This window comes from Arsenophonus sp. PmNCSU2021_1 (assembly GCF_036919435.1).
In the GTDB taxonomy this organism is placed as follows: Bacteria; Pseudomonadota; Gammaproteobacteria; order Enterobacterales; family Enterobacteriaceae; genus Arsenophonus; species Arsenophonus nilaparvatae.
In genome coordinates this window covers 338941-358923 of the sequence record NZ_JAZHPL010000005.1, presented here as the reverse complement: position 1 = coordinate 358923, position 19983 = coordinate 338941, and the positions used below count along the sequence as shown (strand labels likewise).

The 19983-nt window shown below is 33.2% G+C and carries 24 protein-coding genes and 2 pseudogenes; 12 read left to right on the top strand and 14 right to left on the bottom strand.

Annotated features, from left to right (window positions below):
• Positions 1–78: 78 nt before the first annotated feature.
• Together V3224_RS12555 and V3224_RS12550 are read right to left on the bottom strand one after the other, a co-directional pair.
• Positions 79–567 (bottom strand): hypothetical protein, encoded by a 489-nt coding sequence (locus tag V3224_RS12555; RefSeq protein WP_334470845.1) that lies wholly within the window; start codon positions 565–567, stop codon positions 79–81.
• Positions 568–1414: 847 nt separating this feature from the next.
• Positions 1415–1774, bottom strand: a complete 360-nt coding sequence (locus V3224_RS12550) for a hypothetical protein (RefSeq protein WP_334470843.1) — start codon at positions 1772–1774, stop codon at positions 1415–1417.
• Positions 1775–1997: 223 nt separating this feature from the next.
• Between V3224_RS12550 and V3224_RS12545 the strand changes: the two genes are divergently transcribed.
• From V3224_RS12545 to V3224_RS12520, 6 genes are all read left to right on the top strand, one after another.
• On the top strand, positions 1998–2627 hold the full coding sequence (locus V3224_RS12545; RefSeq protein WP_334470842.1) for a hypothetical protein: 630 nt from the start codon (positions 1998–2000) through the stop codon (positions 2625–2627).
• 324 nt (positions 2628–2951) lie between these two features.
• On the top strand, positions 2952–3170 hold the full coding sequence (locus V3224_RS12540) for a hypothetical protein (protein WP_334470841.1): 219 nt from the start codon (positions 2952–2954) through the stop codon (positions 3168–3170).
• 116 nt (positions 3171–3286) lie between these two features.
• On the top strand, positions 3287–3505 hold the full coding sequence (locus tag V3224_RS12535; RefSeq protein ID WP_334470839.1) for a hypothetical protein: 219 nt from the start codon (positions 3287–3289) through the stop codon (positions 3503–3505).
• 156 nt (positions 3506–3661) lie between these two features.
• Positions 3662–3943 (top strand): hypothetical protein, encoded by a 282-nt coding sequence (locus V3224_RS12530; protein WP_334470838.1) that lies wholly within the window; start codon positions 3662–3664, stop codon positions 3941–3943.
• Positions 3944–4237: 294 nt separating this feature from the next.
• A complete protein-coding gene (locus V3224_RS12525; protein WP_334469001.1) occupies positions 4238–4420 on the top strand; it encodes a hypothetical protein in 183 nt (60 codons plus the stop codon).
• On the top strand, positions 4417–4695 hold the full coding sequence (locus V3224_RS12520) for a helix-turn-helix transcriptional regulator (protein WP_334468999.1): 279 nt from the start codon (positions 4417–4419) through the stop codon (positions 4693–4695). The genes V3224_RS12525 and V3224_RS12520 overlap by 4 nt, the downstream gene beginning before the upstream one ends.
• A 1118-nt stretch (positions 4696–5813) precedes the next feature.
• On the opposite strand, the gene V3224_RS12515 is transcribed toward V3224_RS12520, so the two are convergent.
• Entirely contained in the window at positions 5814–6536 is a 723-nt protein-coding gene (locus V3224_RS12515) for a helix-turn-helix transcriptional regulator (RefSeq protein WP_334470837.1), read from the bottom strand.
• 551 nt (positions 6537–7087) lie between these two features.
• Between V3224_RS12515 and V3224_RS12510 the strand changes: the two genes are divergently transcribed.
• Together V3224_RS12510 and V3224_RS12505 are read left to right on the top strand one after the other, a co-directional pair.
• Entirely contained in the window at positions 7088–8116 is a 1029-nt protein-coding gene (locus tag V3224_RS12510; RefSeq protein ID WP_334470836.1) for a protein rep, read from the top strand.
• A gap of 1421 nt (positions 8117–9537) precedes the next feature.
• On the top strand, positions 9538–10224 hold the full coding sequence (locus V3224_RS12505) for an Rpn family recombination-promoting nuclease/putative transposase (RefSeq protein WP_334470834.1): 687 nt from the start codon (positions 9538–9540) through the stop codon (positions 10222–10224).
• 358 nt (positions 10225–10582) lie between these two features.
• Here the strand turns inward: V3224_RS12505 and V3224_RS12500 are convergent.
• Positions 10583–11023: pseudogene (locus tag V3224_RS12500) on the bottom strand (IS701 family transposase); the annotation flags it as partial.
• Between the two features lie 319 nt (positions 11024–11342).
• Here V3224_RS12500 and V3224_RS12495 point away from each other — a divergent pair.
• Positions 11343–11540 (top strand): hypothetical protein, encoded by a 198-nt coding sequence (locus V3224_RS12495; RefSeq protein ID WP_334470830.1) that lies wholly within the window; start codon positions 11343–11345, stop codon positions 11538–11540.
• A gap of 229 nt (positions 11541–11769) precedes the next feature.
• Here V3224_RS12495 and V3224_RS12490 read toward each other — a convergent pair whose 3' ends face one another.
• Positions 11770–12600 carry a hypothetical protein gene (locus V3224_RS12490; RefSeq protein ID WP_334470828.1) on the bottom strand — a complete coding sequence of 277 codons (831 nt, stop codon included), beginning with the start codon at positions 12598–12600 and terminating at the stop codon, positions 11770–11772.
• A 429-nt stretch (positions 12601–13029) separates the two neighbouring features.
• Here V3224_RS12490 and V3224_RS12485 point away from each other — a divergent pair, with 429 nt between their 5' ends.
• Positions 13030–13167 (top strand): hypothetical protein, encoded by a 138-nt coding sequence (locus V3224_RS12485; protein WP_334470826.1) that lies wholly within the window; start codon positions 13030–13032, stop codon positions 13165–13167.
• A 684-nt stretch (positions 13168–13851) separates the two neighbouring features.
• Entirely contained in the window at positions 13852–14109 is a 258-nt protein-coding gene (locus V3224_RS12480) for a hypothetical protein (RefSeq protein WP_032114859.1), read from the top strand.
• A 502-nt stretch (positions 14110–14611) separates the two neighbouring features.
• On the opposite strand, the gene V3224_RS12475 is transcribed toward V3224_RS12480, so the two are convergent.
• The 3 genes and pseudogenes from V3224_RS12475 to V3224_RS12465 all read right to left on the bottom strand — a co-directional run bounded on the left by V3224_RS12475 (position 14612) and on the right by V3224_RS12465 (position 15540).
• Positions 14612–14770, bottom strand: coding sequence for a phage tail protein (locus V3224_RS12475; RefSeq protein ID WP_334470824.1), 159 nt, complete (start codon positions 14768–14770; stop codon positions 14612–14614).
• Positions 14771–14847: 77 nt separating this feature from the next.
• Positions 14848–15057: a hypothetical protein gene (locus tag V3224_RS12470; RefSeq protein WP_334470822.1), complete on the bottom strand. Its 210-nt coding sequence runs from the start codon at positions 15055–15057 to the stop codon at positions 14848–14850.
• Positions 15058–15127: 70 nt separating this feature from the next.
• Positions 15128–15540: pseudogene (locus tag V3224_RS12465) on the bottom strand (hypothetical protein).
• Between the two features lie 216 nt (positions 15541–15756).
• On the opposite strand from V3224_RS12465, the gene V3224_RS12460 reads away from it, so the two are divergent.
• Positions 15757–16071 carry a hypothetical protein gene (locus tag V3224_RS12460; RefSeq protein WP_334470821.1) on the top strand — a complete coding sequence of 105 codons (315 nt, stop codon included), beginning with the start codon at positions 15757–15759 and terminating at the stop codon, positions 16069–16071.
• Positions 16072–16141: 70 nt separating this feature from the next.
• Here the strand turns inward: V3224_RS12460 and V3224_RS12455 are convergent, their stop codons facing one another.
• From V3224_RS12455 to V3224_RS12430, 6 genes are all read right to left on the bottom strand, one after another.
• Complete coding sequence (locus tag V3224_RS12455; RefSeq protein ID WP_334470819.1) at positions 16142–16615, bottom strand: hypothetical protein; 474 nt, start codon at positions 16613–16615, stop codon at positions 16142–16144.
• A gap of 6 nt (positions 16616–16621) precedes the next feature.
• A complete protein-coding gene (locus V3224_RS12450; RefSeq protein ID WP_334470817.1) occupies positions 16622–17104 on the bottom strand; it encodes a Panacea domain-containing protein in 483 nt (160 codons plus the stop codon).
• A gap of 370 nt (positions 17105–17474) precedes the next feature.
• On the bottom strand, positions 17475–17765 hold the full coding sequence (locus V3224_RS12445) for a helix-turn-helix domain-containing protein (RefSeq protein ID WP_334470815.1): 291 nt from the start codon (positions 17763–17765) through the stop codon (positions 17475–17477).
• Between the two features lie 2 nt (positions 17766–17767).
• Entirely contained in the window at positions 17768–18079 is a 312-nt protein-coding gene (locus V3224_RS12440) for a type II toxin-antitoxin system RelE/ParE family toxin (protein WP_334470813.1), read from the bottom strand.
• Between the two features lie 103 nt (positions 18080–18182).
• Positions 18183–19151, bottom strand: a complete 969-nt coding sequence (locus V3224_RS12435; protein ID WP_032115191.1) for an IS110 family transposase — start codon at positions 19149–19151, stop codon at positions 18183–18185.
• Between the two features lie 208 nt (positions 19152–19359).
• Entirely contained in the window at positions 19360–19881 is a 522-nt protein-coding gene (locus V3224_RS12430) for a zinc ribbon domain-containing protein (RefSeq protein WP_334470811.1), read from the bottom strand.
• Positions 19882–19983: the final 102 nt, after the last annotated feature.

The following is a 19983-nucleotide window of genomic DNA, read 5'->3' as shown; positions in this document are numbered from 1 at the left end:
AATATTATCTTTATCGCTATAATTTATTTTCTCAACCGCAATAATGTGTTTACTTTTCGGATTTTTAAACATTGATCCCTATTCACCTTTGGGACCATTTCTATTTTCGGTACCATTTTCGCTGGTATTAAAATCACCCACACCAGGAACATTAAATCCAGCTGCAATATCGATACCACGACTAGCATCAGTCGCATAAAGATAAAAAATGACTTCTTGTGCTCCTGTTAACGGCTCAACATAACTATCAGTCAAAACTGCGTCAAATGCAGGTACCTCAGTATAGTCATTACTAGATCTGGTATAAACCCAAGGCTTAGAGTCAGGACCAGAGCCTTCCCAATTCAATCGTTTACCATTGCGAAATTGAACTAAGTGGGCACTTCTTAGTAATTCATCTGCCGGAATGACTAAGGAATTATTATTTTTATCAACAATTTTCACTTTTATTGAAATTGCAATCCGATTCTGACTATTGCCATAAATCGTCGCCCTTTGGGCTGATGTATTATTTACAAAAGCTAAATCAAGATAATCTAAACGATAAAAGTTGTCCCATACGCTCATAATATATTTCCTTTTATTAGTATAATTCGTATTAAAATATATCAAATTTATTATGAGAAAGTTTTTAATATTCATTACAATCTAATAAATATTATTTTTCACTTAATCGTGTTTTATTTAAACTGATTTTCACAAAAGTAATTTTATTATTTTAATTAAATTTACCAATAAAAATTTAATCTTATTTCAATGAATATTGTTTTTGATACCACATCGAAGCCGGTGGCACCGCTAGTCCTAACATCCAACCGAACTAATTCTCTCTGCTGCTTGCTACCATAAAAAATGAAACCACTGTCCGCCATTTAATAATTATCACTAACGAGCGGGTCAGAGAGTTACCTGGGTTGGAGCTGCTAGAAAAATGCCTATGTTTGTACTTACTCGAGATGGCTTTGTGTTAATTGATATGGGGTCTACTGGAAAAAAGCTCTGTAACGGAAGAATTACATCAATGCGTTCAATAAAATGGAAACATAACTCAACAACAAACCAACCTTAACTTAACCTTAAAGCAATAGTTTTCTTTGAAAATAACAATGTTGCAAGCGTTAAAGAATTAAATGATAATGAATTAGTAATAATCATAGACTTAATAAAATTCAGCAAAATAAAACAGGCTATATATTCATCCGGATGAAATTATTGGAAAGCTAATTCAACTAAATTGATACCCCAGCTAAGCCCGGGCTATATAAAAATAATTTTTTATTTGAGAGTAAACAATATAAATAACTTACTGTAAATAATAACATTTAATTACTATTTAATTTTAAATAAAATAATTACTATCAAGTTATTCTATTTATAAAAGATATTTAAAAAATTTTTCTTTATAAGAGTTATATTATTTATTTTCACACGCAGTTATTTTTAGTAGAAAAATCCAGACAGTATCATTTTCGTCACCTGGCCAATAAAGTGAGATGTCAAATTTAAGTCCACTTTCTGTATCATATTTTAAATCAATAATTTCGACTTCACCTGTATCTTTATTTTTAATAGATGAAAAACTACCCTTAATTAAATCCTTACCATTTGAGTTATATTCTGTGCTAATAGAAAAATTGAATTTTTGTGGTTTACTTGGATCCAGAGCCGTAAATAAAACACCGTGCAGGTTGTTATCTTTTGCTGGTTGAACTAACCTATCATCATAATATGGAGTAGATTCTGGCTCTATGAATATCTTACACGAGTTTCGCACCAATAAAAAAACGCTCTATTTTTAAGTTTAATTCAGCATAATATATAAATAGAAAAAATCTCATAAATTAAAAATAACTTATTGTAATTTAAGTAAATTTATACGTCTTAGCAAGTTACAGATTAATTATTGTTCTGAAGCCATTTCTAGAATTTTATATGCCCGTGCGAAACTCGTAAATCTCTTTAACTCGCCAGTGTTAAAAATCTTCTGGCAAATAATTGTGCTGACGATGGAAGGCGGTGCAGTCGGTTATATTGCCAAATATATCGCTAAAAATATCGATGGTTGCGCGTTGGACGGTGATGTTGACTTTGAAACTGGCAAACCGCTGACTGAGATGGCCGCCACCGTAACCACTTGGGCAACTACCTGGCGTATTTCACAATTTCACTTTTACAAACTGCCGTCAAAAGGCGTTTACCGCGAATGTCGTCGTTTAAGAAGCGTACCCGTTGCCGACAAATTAGGCGAAATCGCGGAACAGGTCAGAAAAGCGGCCGATGAAGGCGATTTTACTGCTTATATTAAGGCCCAGGGCGGCCCCTGTACCTCACGCAATCAACAAACTCTTCGCGTTGCCTACCAAACCCACGACCAACTCAACACTTACGATGAAGAAGTGCAAAAAGTGGTCGGCATTTATGCCCAACTTACCCCCTCCGCCGATATAATCAAAACCCGTTGCCGAAAATACCGACTGGTAAAGAAAGTCCCTGATAGCGAGGACCAGGAGCTTTTAAAAAGCGCCATCGGCGCGCCTCAAAGTTCTGGCAATAATTGTAGAAATGGGGGGTTAGATGGAGGAGCTGGGGTAAATATAAAATATAGCCTTATAAAAAAATACCATTAGTAATGATAAGATAGTCAATTATAACAAGATAATGCATAACAAAAACACAACATAATTAGCAAAAAAATCAATTTTATCAAAATATTAAAGTAAAATGATAAACTTAATTAATGCCATTATAGCAAATATTCACGGTATCCTCTAAATTAAATAAAAATTTGATACCATATATTACTTTTCATAATTTATAATTTATTTTTAAGAAAAATTACTGGATTAGCTGGTAACGTAAACGCATTATTAGTGCTTGAAAGATACTCAATCATCAAATATGCTGATATTAAAGGAGTATGCAAGATTATTTGCAATGAAGGCGGGAAGACTATGACTAATATATTTGTAAAATTGTTAGGCAAAGATGCTATCGAAAAAGAAAGGAAGTTATCTGAAAGACTAAGAAACTCTCAAACCAAAAGTGTTGAGGTCATTGGTCGTGGGGCTATTATTGTTTCAAAACAAGATTTAGCCTCCTCTGACAAAGTAAAATCGATGCGTGCAGACACCCATGAAATTATCTCTAATGAAAACAAAAAAATAAAATAGGAATATAGGTGCTTGCCTTACTAATTATTCCTTTATTAGTAAGTGGGTATATTGTTTTAACTCAACACCCTACCCATTACTATAGGCTTCATCGTCATGATGGTCAGTTACTTTACATGAAAGCAGCTACACTAGGCTTATGGTGCTTTATTTGGACAATATTCTTTGCTTATTTAATTAAATGGATATATCCATCGTTTCATCCTGTAATGTTTATAAAAGAACAATTGAATTTAAATATTAAAGAAGCTGGAAGTGAAAGAATCATTGCTTGGATTATTCTCTTATCAATAGGACACGAGTTTCGCACCAATAAAAAAACGCGCTATTTTTAAGTTTAATTCAGCATAATATATAAATAGATAAAACCTTATAAATCAAATACAACTTATTGTAATTTAAGAAAATTCATGTGTTTTAGTAACTTGCAGATTGATCATTGCTTTTAAGCCATTTCTAGAATTTTATATGCCTGTGCGAAACTCGTGACTATGTTTAATTATCTCATCCAAGAAGGGAATGCTCAAAAACCAATGGAATTTATCACTGAGATAGCCAAACAATCAGAGAAACACGAAGGAGCACTTATGACGATTGCTCAAGCATTAAGACAAGAAGGCAGACAGGAAGGGATTCAAAAGGGATTACAAAAAGGTATACAAAAAACAAAGATTGAGTTAGCTAAACAATTTTTAGCTAATGGCGTAGATCTTAATATAGTAAAACTTTCTACGGGTTTATCTGATGATGAACTTGATAAACTTCAAAAATAAAATTTAACCACTAAAAACATATTGATTATGAATTAGAACATTAGCTATAGTAGCAATTAGCTAGAAAAATCTAGCATCGGGTTTGATCTCCTGAATGTACAAGCGGACTACCGCTTAATGCGGTTTTTTTATGTCTGAAAACCTAAATTACATCCTGATAATGGTGAGACGTAATGAGGGAGCCGTAAGGTTCGCTGGTTTCTTGTACGCCGGTAGATCAACCTTGTTACGTCTCACCACCCCGTTTGATCTCGGATTGGTGAGGTTTTATAACTTGTACAAGAGGCCAAAACTATGGCTATTACCAAACCTTGCTCTAAATTCATTAATACCTACTGGATCATTCCTAGAAACTCCAACACGCCTTCTAGCAAAGTCTCATTCACCCGTAATGACCGTCGTATATTCAACGTGCTATTCAAAGAAGATCGGCTTATATGGGCTGGACGTAAGCCCGTGATGGAAGGAATAGCATGAGAATGTTCGATTTAACTAACATTACTGAATTACATGACGTGTTTCCAGAGCTAACGCCAGCACAATTTGAAACGGCAATACTGTTTTGTCTTGGATTATCTCAAGGGGAAATTGCTCATCTACGTTCTGTTAGCTATCCAGCAATAAAACAGACCTTGGAAGATATAAAAATTAAGTTGGATTTTTACTCACTCAATAACTTGCTTGCGATGTTTCAAGTACATTTGTTTATTTTTGCTCTAGAAAAATGCAAGGTTGAGTATCGAAAAAATTAACGAGTAAATCACTTCAAAGGCTCAATATTCTTTGAGCCTTAACACGTTTCAAAAATGATATCTATCTGAATAATTCAGAGTACGAAAAATGTAACTACCGATTAGTATCAATCGCTCAAGACATCATAGTACAAATTTAAAATTATAAAATTTCCGCCGCTTCATGCTAGCACCAGGGAAAACTTCAAGCCAGCTTCTTCCTTGCTGGTTTTTTTATGCAAATTTTTATTGGATGAATATCCCAAACGGTCAATTTGACCGGCAGTAATCAAATCAATGGATTACCCACTATGTTATTACAACTTTCTTGATAAATTGAATATCTTAGCAGGGGTCAATTTAACCACTTGTAGTAGATCAAAGGGTTAGAGGGTTGTTAGCAAATGTTAAGGTTAAAAAGAACTTTGTACGTAAATATTATTTACTCACATTCCTTGAAAAATGAAGCAAAGAGAACGTTACAAAACTTGACATCTAAAACTAATAGGTTGTCAAAAGTTGTCATGAGAACCCACCAAAACCCAACATTAAAAAGACTTTTTGAACACGTTAGGAATGCCGTTTTTACAATAGCTGTGAAGATTTTATTGAGGTCACTACGCGAGGAAAAAATTATAGGTAAGACTAAGAGTAGAACCTTATAAAACCTAATGTTCATGTTGAGTTTTGCTAGGTTCTAAATGTTTGGTACGCATAGTTAGTACGTAGCTAGAAATGCGTACCTGATACTTGTGTCATATGTAAACTCAATATTAGCCTCTATAAGCAATTTTGAGATTGAGTTAATACGATTTTATGATTGAAAGAACAAAAACGCTGCACAGAGCGTTCTAGGGTGCTTAAAATTGATTTTTGGTACTGTTGGTAAGCCTAACTTTAAAAATACTTTTTGAATACGTTAGGAATTCATTCTTGTGTATTGTTTTTATAATGTTGGTCAGTTTTGAATTTTTTAGAGGTTACAAGTAGATATTTTGCCTAGTGCTTATTTTTTAGTGAGCTGCTAATAGTATTAATGCGTTATATAAAAATTTTTAATTATATTCTTCATGCTTGTAAATACTTAACCAACATCAGGGAAACTCAAACCAGCTTACTCTTCATGGGCTGGTTTTTTATTATGCTAAAGGTATATACGGATTAGGATTAATAAATTTGTTAGGGGCATATTTATCATAACCGTTATTTCTACAATATTCTATCAGCTGATTTAATGCGCTAACGCCTGTTTTTTCATAAATGCTATGTAGGTAATTTTCTACTGTTCCAGGGGATATATTTAATCGCTTAGCAATTTCTTTAGCGCTTAACGATTGTAGAGCGAAGAATACAACATCAAATTCTCTGTCAGTGAATAAATCAGTAGGCTTACCAAAAGATAGCGAGTCAGGAAGTTTATTATTTTCTAGATGATACATAGAGAAGATTTCTAATTTTTTACCTCTTCCCACTATTCCGATTGATTTTCCTTCTTTGATTAGTGGTGTCACTTCAAGCATGAATGGTTGTACTATTTTATCCCGACCACCATAAACAAATGTGTTAAGTACTGGAATTGTTTTTTTATTTTCCATTACATTTTTATCGTTTGCTTGTATAACGTCTTCGAATTCAGACCAAGGGGCGGGGCATTCACTGTCTAGTAAACCTTCTATGTTAAATCCTTTAGGGAGTCCGCTATAATGGATCATAGTTTCATTAGCGTAGACAAATCTTGATTCATGATTTTTTATAATCCAAAAATCTTTACTTTGCTCCATGTATGCAATGAAAGCATCGAAGCTATTAGAATGAATATCTAGATCTTTATTGATTGAGAATTTCATACATTTGCTCTCCATAATACATACCGCCTTTTTTAACAATAAATAAACATTTAATTTTATCTAATTTAAGCATAAGAATGGTCGTTAAGTCTTATTATTTTTAATGCCGTCAGGCATGGAAGGCGATACTCAATAGTGACAGAGAATAACAATAGTTAAATCGCCGAAGCCCGCGAAGCGGTGAGAGATTGATATATTGCAAATAACCCATGCGTAGCATCCCTGCAAAGCCTATTGGCACGATATAATAGCGATGATGATGTTAATTGTCGAAGATGAGGTATTGAAACAAGGTTTGTTGATAATTTGATGAGTAGGCGTACTATGGATGTGCTCATACTACTGAGTCTAAAATAATATATAATTAAAAAAGTTTTACCTCGACGTTTAGCCAGCTTATCCAGTTGGCTATATTTTTGCCTTAAATTTATAATATAGAAACGTATTCCACGCTGTAATTTTGTCGATTATCCCTTGTAGTTACTGGCTTAATTGACTATTTGACAAGTATAAAGAAGCCTTGTAGATTTGTATGTGCTAAAAACAAACCAAACAAGGCTTTTTAAATGTCTAACTTCATTGTCAGAAGTTCGTATAGCATATGCGAACCGCTTAATTCTGTAAATACTAAAGACAGATCTAATGATATATCACTTTCAGAAATGAGTCCAAAAGATGCTAAATTTGATAAAATGAAGGGAGCAAGTGAATTACTTTCTGAGGTTTTATTGGGTACTGATTTCGATAAGTGGTCAGAAAGAATAAGTTCTTGTGCTGATATTTTGAAGTATTATCCTCATATTGATAAAGAGACAGGTGAATTTCTTATAAAATTAGTCGAGGTTTATTTCTGTCACTGTCGCCACTGTCCGGTATGTGATGGAAGAAGATCATTGAGGCATATGGCTATGTTTAGAAAATCACTCCCTAAAATTCTGAATGATTATCCTAAAGCCCGTTGGGTGTTTATGTCTTTGACAGTGCCGAATGTTCCTGTTGACTCTTTACGTGATGAATTACGGTTGATGAGTAAGGCTTGGAATAAATTTGCTAAACGTAAAGAGTTTAAGCCCGTTAAAGGGTGGATACGCAAAACAGAAGTGACTTGTGAAGCTAAGCGTAAAGATTATGCTCATCCCCATTTCCATTGTTTCTTGATGGTATCTTCTTCTTGGTTTCGTGGAGATAATTACACAAGACAATCTCGCTGGTCAGAAATCTGGGGTGAATGCATGAAATTGGATACTACGCCGATTGTTGATGTTAGAGCTGTGAAAGGAACTCCAGATACAGCAGCAGTGGAAGTCTTAAAGGCATTTAATTATTCGGTTAAGCCAGAGACATTAGTTAATAATCGTGAGTGGATGCTCGAGTATTTTAATCAGGTTCACTATCTGAAATTTATTGCATCAGGTGGTGTACTCAAGAATATATTTAAATCGACTGAACCAGAAACCGATGAGTCATTGATTCATGTTGATGGTGAATCTGAGTCTTCTGACAATGATGCTAAAGTGAGAGTTGTTTTTAACTGGCGCACTCGTGATAAGCAATATCGACGTTTCAAAAAAGGTGATAGCGGATTTTCGAGTTAAAAAAGGATTTTTGAAAACTTAAAATTTTGTATTTTGAAAATGCTATTTTTCATTTTTTTTATTGATAAAAATTTACAAATTTCAATATAGTTAAAATAAAGTTATGAAATGCTAATTAGAATATTATGAGCAAGTTATGAATTTATTAGTTCAAAATTTAATCTTTTTTTGAAATTTATAATCATCTTATAAGATGTTTTAAAGACTATTTAAAGATTTTTATAAGCGTCTTTTGTGACTTATTTGTTTTATATCAATGAGATGTTTATAACTATCTAGAAAACAGCTTATGAGCATCTAATCCCAGAGGTTAAAAAATATACTTTTTTTGCATATAATCCCATATTAAAAGGGATAATTATGCAAAATTTATTTTGTGTGTTGTGTTGTTAAGTGTTAGAAAAAGCGGATTGGGGGCGGTGAATTTGAAAGTAATTATATGAATGTGAGTGAAAAGATTTTTACGCTTTTGGGGCGATAATATGCCTAATTTTGTTTTAAAATTCCAACGCACTTTGTTTGTTGAACGTTTCACAGGATATCAAATAAATTTGAAACCTGTTCACCATTTTTATTAAAAATTTTCAGCTGATGGAGTATACGTTATATAAGAATATACCATTTTGCAGTAGATGTTAAAAGAGACTCCTAGTGTTTTTATAAATTCTGCCTATTGATTATTCCTATTTATTTATGACTGCAAGAAGTTTGATGATGAGAAGCTACATCGTACCGCAGCTTTAGCGAGGAACTGTGTATCTTTGAAGAAGAAAACTGATGAAAGTTGTAACTATACTGGAATAGTGAATGCGTTGTTAGTAAATGTTAAGGTTGAAAAAAGAATTTAAACACATTGAAGGTTTAGCCATCATAATTACGTGATGAAAAATATTTAAATAGGATGTCGTTAGAAGTTAGTAAATACAGTGAAAAACAGCACATAAACAGGTTGTGAGAATGTTACAAAACTAGACATTCAAAATTAAAAAGTTGTAATGAGAACCCATCAAAACTCCACATTTAAAACACTTTTCTGACATTGTAAGAAATTTTATGCCTGTCATCTCTTAACATGCTTTTCGGGTACGTTATGAATACCATTTTTACAATTATTGTGAAGTTTTGCTAGGTTTTAAATGTTTGGTACGCAACGCAGTACGCATGGTTAGTACGCAATTCTAAAAGAACAAAAATGCCGTATAGGGCGTTCTAGGGCGCTTAAAATTGATTTCTGATGCCAGCGTGAAGGAGAACAGTAAAAATGCGCCGTAAATGACGACAGCGCATTGAATAACACTATTTTCTATAATTTACTAAAAAGAAACTGGAAGAAGATGAGAATTACTCTCAACAAAAATATATTATGATGTTGTGATAATCTAGTCAATCAAGTTTTTAGGTAACACAAGGCATTAACCTTAATGACTAAAAAATTTACCCCTACGCCCCATGATGCCGTATTCAAGCAGTTTTTAAGTGAGAAAGAGACGGCTAAAGATTTCTTCGATATCTGGTTACCAGATGAGATTAAGGCATTGTGTGATTTAGACAGCCTAAAAGTGGAATCTGGCTCATTCATCGATAGTGAGATGAAAAACTACCAAAACGATATCCTGTATTCAGTCAGCACCACGAAAGGAAGCGGATATATCTATGTTTTGATTAAACACCAATCCACCCCTGATAAGCTCATTGCATGGCGACTCATGCGCTATAGTCTTGCTGCCATGCAGAAACATTTAGAACAGGGAAATAAGCAATTACCGTTAGTTTTCCCTATCCTGTTTTATTGTGGTGAGCAAAGCCCTCACCCCTATAGCACGAATTGGCTGGACTGTTTTCATGACAGAAAACTGGCAGAGCATATCTACACCAATCCCTTTAAGTTAGCGGATGTCACCACGCTTGATGATGGTGAAATCATGCAACACAAGCAAATAGCGTTGCTTGAGTTACTCCAAAAACACATTCGAAGACGAGATATGACCGAGCTACTGGATAGCATTGTTAAACTGTTGTCGTATAATTATTATACCGATAATCAAGTTATCACTATCACGAGTTTCGCACGGGCATATAAAATTCTAGAAATGGCTTCAGAACAATAATTAATCTGTAACTTGCTAAGACGTATAAATTTACTTAAATTACAATAAGTTATTTTTAATTTATGAGATTTTTTCTATTTATATATTATGCTGAATTAAACTTAAAAATAGAGCGTTTTTTTATTGGTGCGAAACTCGTGATGATGTTATTGCTGGCATAGGTTTAGTTAACACGAGTTTCGCACAGGCCTATAAAATTCTAGAAATGGCTTAAAAGTAATGATTAATCTGCAAGTTACTGAAATGCATAAATTTACTTAATTTACAATAAGTTATATTTAATTTATAAGGTTTTATCTATTTATATATTATGCTGAATTAAACTTAAAAATAGAGCGTTTTTTTATTGGTGCGAAACTCGTGCAAGAGTGAGCATTTCGGAAGAGTGCGTGTTTTTTGTTTTTCCATCAGAATCTTTATCATAAATAAGATAATTGATAGGAATTGATTCAACCTTCGTCAGATCATGCCAAAGCAAATTAACTAAACCTATGCCAGCAATAACATCATGTTCATTACCTGAATATTGATAATGGACCATCTCTATTTTTTTACTACGTGTTTTGGCAATCAATGTATCATCGGCAATTAGTACGCAAGGGCTTTTTTTGTCTATAGAAGGTTCAACTAATCGCCATAGGTCTTTAGGTCTAAAACATCTACTTTTTAGCCATCGGCTAACAGTGTCATGAGATAAAGGCGATGGGCTTACTTCTGATAACGCTAAACCAGAGTATCTTAAACTGCTTACTTGTAAGAATGTTTTATAGATATCTTTAATACATGGACAACCCGACAAAATATGAACACCCTGATTTTTTCTTGTTTTTAAATTTATACTTCTTTTTTGGAGATTGCGAAACTCGTGATAATATCAGCCAGATTTTTGTTTCATATCGATTCACTTATTAATTACTATTATCTTTAATCAGAATATTACGCTGATTTTATTGATATAACACGGGGCATTTTTGAGATCACCCTCTGTTAAAACTTACATAAAATTCTAATAATTACACTTTTATAGAATTTTTCTTCATTTACATAAATGTTATTGAAACGTTAATTACAATGCTTATCATTAATAATGATTTTCATTTACTTCTGGAGAATAAATTATGAGATCATTATTTAAAATATATTTTATTACTTATTTTTTAGGGTTTAGTTTTCATTCTTTAGCATCTATAGGCAATCCTGCTGATATAGGAAAACCTTATGACTGTAAAGTTAATGAAAATACCGGCTATTACTGCTGTAAACTTCCAAATGGCGGTGAATATTGCGATCCTGCTACCGGCCCTGATCCAAAATAAACTAAGCATACCTCTTCTCAACCATAGGGATGAGGTACATATAAACATACTTATAATTTATTAACTACAAGCCATTTTTTACTAACGTTTAAGTAAATTATTTATCCTTTTGTTTATAAACCTCCCTCACCCTTTCCCTTAGCGCTAAATACTGCGCCTCTATGGTTTCAAGTTGACGTCTGAGACGGAGATAATTTCACTGATATCAAATATCGAACCTACTATAATATTATGTTGCCCGCTTATTATAAAATGTCTCAGTATTTTCTGTTATTATTGCTTCATCTTCGTTAAATATTTTAGCCATAATCTGATAATCAACTTCAACTACTCTTTTAATTTTTTTATTGGGATTATCACTAAAAAAAGTAAACGAAAGTATACTCTCATGATTTTTTATTAATTTACTATCTACACTATCAAGGACACACTGGGGAAAACTTTTTAAAAAACTATTAACTTCAATCAAGATATCATCTATCACTAAAATCAAATGTTCAGTCAACTGTATTACTCTTAAAATAGAGGCTTCTCCTACTAAATAGCAAGCTGTTTTATAGTCACATTTATCAATTTTTTTAGCTAAAAGTACTGATTCGAATTCATGAAGTGCACCGTTCCTAATATTTATTAACTCTCCAATATGATTATAATTAGCAATCATAACTCCTATTCTAATTACATTTTGCCATGTTGCAGAATATTCCAAGGATAAATTAGCTGTTTTTTCAGTAGCAATAAAAGACATTCTGGATAGATTAAATTCTATTTTTTCAATGTCCATCATTATACTCGGCATTTTCATCCATCTGTATCTAGGATCGCTGCTTTTATTAACATTTTCATAATAATTCTGTCTTATTGCAACTAACTTAATATGAATAAACATTACTTTAATAAACAATTCATTGGCACTATTAACTTTATTAATTGTCCCTTTTGTTTTTTCTTGTTTTTCAAATATCTTTATTGCCACAAAATATCCTATAATTGCCGATAAAAAAGGCGTAATTATAGGCATAACAATTTGTTTTATTATTGAACCAACCATAGTAAGCATAAAACTTCACTTTTTAATTTACTCATCTAACACCTAATGGTTCAAACTATATAATTAGCTTATTATAATTAGGTTACTGTAAAACGATTTTGGTGATCGCTATCACATGAAAATTTTTAGATTCAAAATTAATTAACACTGCCGCAATCAAAAATAACAACAATATGTAATGATTATTTATTGTCTACTTAGATGTCTCACGTACCTACTTCCTCAAACCAAAAACTGCGTTTGTAATTATTTATCTTTAAGAAAATTTTTGTTTGATATTTACGAAATGACTTTTAACATCAACTGTGTGAAAACTTATATAAAAAATTAAAAAAATCTATTTTTGATACTTTGTTGCATTTACATTAATGCTGTTGAGTTGTTAATGATAAGCATGAATACTGATAATGATTATTATTTACTTATGAAGGATAAATTATGAAATCATTATTAAAAGTATTTATTATATTGGCATTGCCTGGGTTCAGTTCTTCTTCCTTGGCTATTGATAATGACAATGACACGAGTTTCGCACCAATAAAAAAACGCTCTATTTTTAAGTTTAATTCAGCATAATATGTAAATAGATAAAACCTTATAAATTAAATATAACTTATTGTAAATTAAGTGAATTTATGCATTTCAGTAACTTGCAGATTAATCATTACTTTTAAGCCATTTCTAGAATTTTATAGGCCTGTGCGAAACTCGTGAATGATAAATATATACCCGCTTCAAAAATAGATTTTTTTACAGATAAAATCAATGGAAAAAAAAGAGTGTGTTGGAACCATCCTAATGAAAACTCTTATTGTATAAATGAAACAAGTGAAGGATTAATCACTGTTCCTGACAAGGATACACACTAACTAAATTACAACTGACTCCACCTCTTCTTAATATGAAGAGGTGGATCTCAAAGTAACACCAGCCTTTACTTCATTTAGACAATTACTTACTCTGTTGCTTATAAACCTCCCTCACCCTCTCCCTCAATCCCAAATACTGCGCCTCTAAGGTTTCGAGCTGACGTCTGAGACGGAGATAATTTCGCCGAGCGTCAGGCTCCAATTGAGCGAGTGTTCCGTCATCCATATTGATATCTACTGATGACAATTAAATTCAATTGGTGTTAAGGCTTATATAAAAAATTTAAAAAAGTCCATTTATAACGTTTTATTTAATTTACAAAAATATTATTTAATTGTTAATAATAATAATTGATATTGTTACTGTTTTTATTTATTGAAAGGATGAATTATGAAATCATTATTTACAATTCTTATTGCAACTTTCTTTATAGGGTTTTGTTCAATATCTATTGCTAATGAAACCACCGCAGAACGCTATGAACAGTTTTATAAAGAGCAATTAGCTGCAGGGAATCCCAATTGGTGGGAAGAAAGCGGCAAAAAATGTCTTCAAGTAGATACAGATAAAATACTATGTATGCCAACAACGCCTCATCAAAGATCTGAAAAAATTCTACAAATGCCACTGGACTCCTATAATAATTAATGCACTAAAAAATAAATCAATAACCTCTTCAAACTTAAAAAGAGGTTAATTACCAATCTACTACCGTTTTATTGAACATCTTCCCAATTACCACTTATTAACTTAAATATCTTTTTGATAATAGTTGCAATTATTTTTATAATCATCTATCAGTGCATATTCCTTTTCTCTATATCTATTTTTAAGAAAACTAATGTTTGATATCTATTAAATGTTTTTTAACAGCAACTATGTGAAAAATTATATAAAAAATTAAAAAAATTCTATTTGTGGCATTTTGTTGCATTTGCATTAATGCTGTTGAATTGTTAATGATAAGTATGAATACTAATAATAATTATTATTTACTGCCGGAGGATCAATTATAAAGTCATTATTAAAAATAATGACTATTGTGTCTTTTTTGGAAATTATTTCTCCTTATGCTTTCGCACAAAAATCAATACCGACAGAACCTTGTGGTTAGATATGCATCCAAAGCAATTAGGAGATCAATGTTGCTTTAATGATGATATAAGAATGGCCATGATTGTGTCTCGGAATTAATGCCGTCAGCAGCAACCTGGCTGTAACCATCGCCAAATTCAACTTTCTTGATCCGATGTATAAATTCCCCCGCCGGTTGGTGTTGAATTTGTGTTTGCCATTTGAATTCTTCCATTTGTTCGGCTCCAGAAATGAAAAAAGCCCCTGTATATTGGGGCTTATATAAAATTATTTAACAGCAATTAATAATTGTTAATCTTTATTTGTCTCTACAACAACAGATCTTGGTTTCATCATACTGATCGCTTTAACAAAACAGTATGGGATCACTGCCCAAGCAATACCTATTGCAGCGAGCGCAGCTTCTTGCGGTGTACTTTTTGCCAAAGTTAGTGCCGGAATTAACCCCGTTAAAATGCCAAAGGCAGAACAGATAGCAACCACTATCCATAAGATTTTCATTACTACCTCAGTTAATTAAATTTAAAACCAATAAGTGATAGTTATTCATCATCTAAATTAATTTCCTGTTTCAACTGGCGCTTTCACAACCAGGTTGGCTTCTATCAAGAATCAGATTTCCTTCCACTCTTAAGCCAATTTTACCAACAATAAAAAACTGATTCAGTTGATTAACCACAACATCAGTCAAACCAACGGCGCATTTATCTTGCTCAATAGCACGATCTGCTGCAGTCTTAACATTAGGTATACCCATCGGAAAAAGGATAACAGGATAACAGGATAACAGGATAACAGGATAACAGGATAACAGGATAACAGGATAACAGGATAGCTATCTTCTGCCATAACACGCTTCCCTTTGAGAAATTTACTACTATTCAAATTGTAATTTTTAGTACTAGCAACTGTTAAATCAGCAACACGCACAGTACAACCGGATAAAAGCAAGCTGCCGAGCACAAAAACTAATGCCTTTTTCATTGTTATATTTCCTCAAATTAAAATCGCGAGCATACTACCAGATTAATTTTTCTGTTAAATATGAAAAATCACTTATTGCACTTTAATATGATTCAGATAACAAAATGACACTTTCATTAAATAAATTTAAGAAAAACATGATGTATATTAATTCATTGCCATATAACTCATGAATAAATAAAGATAGCCATAATTTAGCTATAAGATGAGTATTTAATGGATACATTGTTAAAATTTTTTACATATCCACAAATTGAGCCATTTATAACTATCATTGGAGTGTTATTATTAATTGTTATTCCATTCCCGCTAATATCAATCATTTGGCGTTTTCTTACTAATTACTCACCTAGAAAAGAATTAATGCGAGCACTTTTAAAAGATAGGAATTATATTGAAGCAAATGATATTCACAATTTATCGTATAATTTATTTGAACACTACAAATTATATAAGTACCACACACTATTTCCTGATGCCGTTTGTGAAATGACAAAGGAAGAGTCTATTAAAATTAGCCAAAACATGTAAATACAATGCAAATGATTTGATAGAAATAATAGATAAAATTATCGATTTGTTATCTTAATGAAATTATTTATTAATCACTATTTTTAATTTTTCTTTCTGATGGTTTATTGGATGGAAATAGACCTCTAATCACGCCTAAAAATGCAGCAAAGGTATTAAGTGTAACAGCAGAGGTAATTGCTATAAGTACATTATCGGAAAATATACACTTATTAAAAAAGAATCTGAAAAATGCATATGTCCCTAATAAAAAAGCCCATCCGTATAACGTTTTTCTGACTATATTATAAGCTTTTTCGCCAAAGTTCTTTCTGAGCTCTCTTTCTGCGCGTTTATCCTCAATAGCTTCCCTTGCTAGTAAATTACTAGTTACCGGATCATCTTTTATTAAATATTGATATTGTTTCCGCAAAGATTTATTAAATATTATATCGTCAGGTGGCACATCAATATGTGAAATTTTATTATTTGCTTCCTTAATTTTATTTATATCTTTAAACACAGAAATACTATCAAGTGAAGGAGTATCAATTTCATCTCTCATATAATTCTAATTTCCAATTGAATCCTTCAATAATTGACTTGGCATAACATCACCCAATCTTTGTGTTTTATCCCATGCCGTTCCTTTCAGATGAGTTAAATATGATAAATCTGTCCCAGAATATTCTCCGTAAACACTGATTATCTTATCTATAAAAGCCCAAGAATTGTTATCAACTTCTGGTATTTTAGGTGTCACTGCACTAAAAGTAATATCGGTACCATTAAACGATGGTAATCCTATCGGAATCAAATCTTTTATAACTCCAGAACCATAATTTTTTATTTCATGATACAAAGACGGAATGACTGGGCCATATTGCCACTTGCAAAAATGCTCATCAATAAGCTCTTCATTATAAATTTTTAACATCCATGATTGAGCATAAAACATCAATTTCTGCAATTTCATGGGTGTTAATTCTGATATTTTTCCATCTAATGCCCTTTGAATGAAGGCATTTGCAACAGCAACTGTCGAATATGCCATTTTGCCTCCTTGTAGATATCTCTATCATTATAATTAGCCATACTAATAATAGATAAATTAAACCTATAGTACAACATTAAGTGTAGTTTTATTCTTTATAAAATGCTGATTTTTAGTATGAAAATATTTAATTTGCTCACAATAAATGACAGCAAGGCTTCCAAATCATAACTACGATAGCGCTTTGTCTACTTTTTAAGTTTATCAGTAGAATTAAATACTTTCTTTCATTAATCGTAAACAGATGAAAGCTTTTAACTATTAATATAGGTAAATTAATAACCATGAAAAATGAGTGGCATCTTAGACTTAAAATATTATGACTAAACTAATTAATATGACTATTAGTGCAACCTTTTATAACCATCCCCTACATAGATAAAGCTTTTAAAACATGGACTGGATCTTTCTCTATCGCTCTCAATAACGCTTTTGCCGGGCCAGTTGGATCGCGCCTGCCCTGTTCCCAGTTACGAAGTGTGCCAACATTTACCGATATCAATTTAGCAAAACCAGCCTGGCTCAAACCTGTTGCCTGACGAATTCGTTTTACTTTTACTGCTTCAACCATCGTTTCACGAGAAGGCGCACGTTCACCGCTGATGATTTCATTCATCTGTTGCATGCTTTCTGTTAGCCTGGAAAATAGTTTTTTATCCATTGTTACCACCCCTCATTTAGTGTTCTCAGTACTTTTTTTTCTGACTCACTCAGGTCATCTTTAGTGCCCTTTTTATAAATCAGTAATAGCCTGATATGAGATACATCAACCTTGTGATAATAAATCACCCGGACACCACCGCGTTTTCCTTTACCACTTGACGCCCATCTGACTTTACGTAATCCACCGGTACGTTGAATAACATCACCAGCATCAGGGTTGTCTGCAAGATATTGTTGAAACTCACGATATTCATCATCTGTTAATAGCTCTTTACAATCTTTAGTAAAAATAACCGTCTCAATGAATATCATATTATCTGCGCCATTGGTGTATAGTAGAAAACATGATATGCGCCTTTAAATTATAAGTCAATGGCGTATATAGGTAAACAAGCAACTGTCTTGAACAGTATATTTATGGAGCAACGTTATGATACGACTCATCCCATTCTTGGTTCTTTCTGAGAATCGCATTCAGGATAGTCAGCAGTTTGCGCATACAGGCAACCAGCGCCACTTTTTTGGCTTTTCCTGCTGCAACCAGCCGTGTGTAAAATGCTTTTATCACCGGATTGAAACGAGTTGCAACCAGTGCAGCCATGTACAAAGAGGTTCGAACTCCGGCCCGACCGCCAAAAATGGTTCGTCGGCCACGCATGGTTCCCGAGTCTCTATTAACAGGAGCTACCCCAACCAGTGCACTGATCTCCCTGCGCGAGAGTTTCCCTAACTCAGGGACTTCTGCCAGCAATGTAGCAGCAGTCATCATACCAATGCCTTTGATAGTACTTAGCCGCTCTGCAAGCTCGTTGAAATGATCCGTAATATGCTTATGCATATCCTCGTCAATCCGTTTAAGTTCATTTTCTAGTGCATTGATGATGTTACTGATGCTTTTTCTGTTTTGCGGGTGAGATGGATGCATCCGGTTTCTTTCAGCTACAAGCATTGCAATCAGCTGGCGTCTGCGCACCACCATAGCAGCAAGAATCTGACGCTCTGCATCAGGAATAGCCTGGATAAAACGTGACCGCTCAGGATGGCGGTTAATGACATCAGCCATCTGAGCTAAAACTCTGGCATCTATTCTATCAGTCTTTGCCAGATAGCCCATGGATCGAGCAAAGTCTCTGGCTTGCCTGGGATTGATAACGGCAACATCAAAACCTTCAGCCTGAAGAGCGCATGCAATCGCTGCCTCGAGACCACCTGTAGCTTCCATCAGAATCAAGGCTATGTTGTTCTTTTTCAGTTGATAAATGATGGTATCGAACCCGTCAGGGTTATTGCTGACTCTGAACTGCTCAATGTTATTGGTGCCTGCAATATCCAATGAAGCTTTAGAAACATCAATTCCTACACAAATTGGATTTAGCTGACTCATATTACCCATCCTTGCAAATACGTTATGAATTACGGACAACTGTTCGGGTTTCAGATGAGTGGCTAAGTGTATGCATCATTCGCTTTGCTACGGGCTATAAACCCCAGGGACAATCGGATTACATACACCTTGCCAAATCTAATCGCTATTATTATAACCAAATTTCAAGATACAAGGGAAAAGAAAAGCCCCAACCGGAGCTAATACTTTAGTTTATCAATGCTGACTGCCAGTACTTTATTCTTCTATCAAATGATTCATGTACCTCACTAGGTAGTGCTGCTCTGACGGAATTAATTTCATCCTTAAATTCAACATCAATGTCACACTGTTCTGATGATTTTTTAAGTAAATATTCAACAAACTTTTTTACTTCATCATCATTAATCAGGTAACCCTCTTTTTTTCTAATAGTTAATGCGGTTACATCGAAGTCAGTTGGATGGTTGGAAGCGTGTAATTGCGCTTTTGGTAAGTCGCTAGCACAATGCTTACATTTGATGGCTTCATGTTTGATCATTTCAGCACAAAATGGACATTTAACCAGTCCATCAGACGCTAGCCGCTTTTCAATTACATGATTATCTTTTCTGATCAAAATAGAATGCACTAGCGCAACGATAAAAATCAGTGTGCCATAAAGCCACCACAGTGCAAATGATCGCCCTTTGCTATTTGCTATAATGGCGGGTATCAGCCCTAAAAAAATAGCATAAAGTATTACTTCCATTTATTACATCCTCGAATTAATCAAATCTGAAAATTTTAACTAAAATGCGGAGTAAAATGAAGCAAACAGAAGGCATTATTTGTTACTTAGACAGGATTTAAT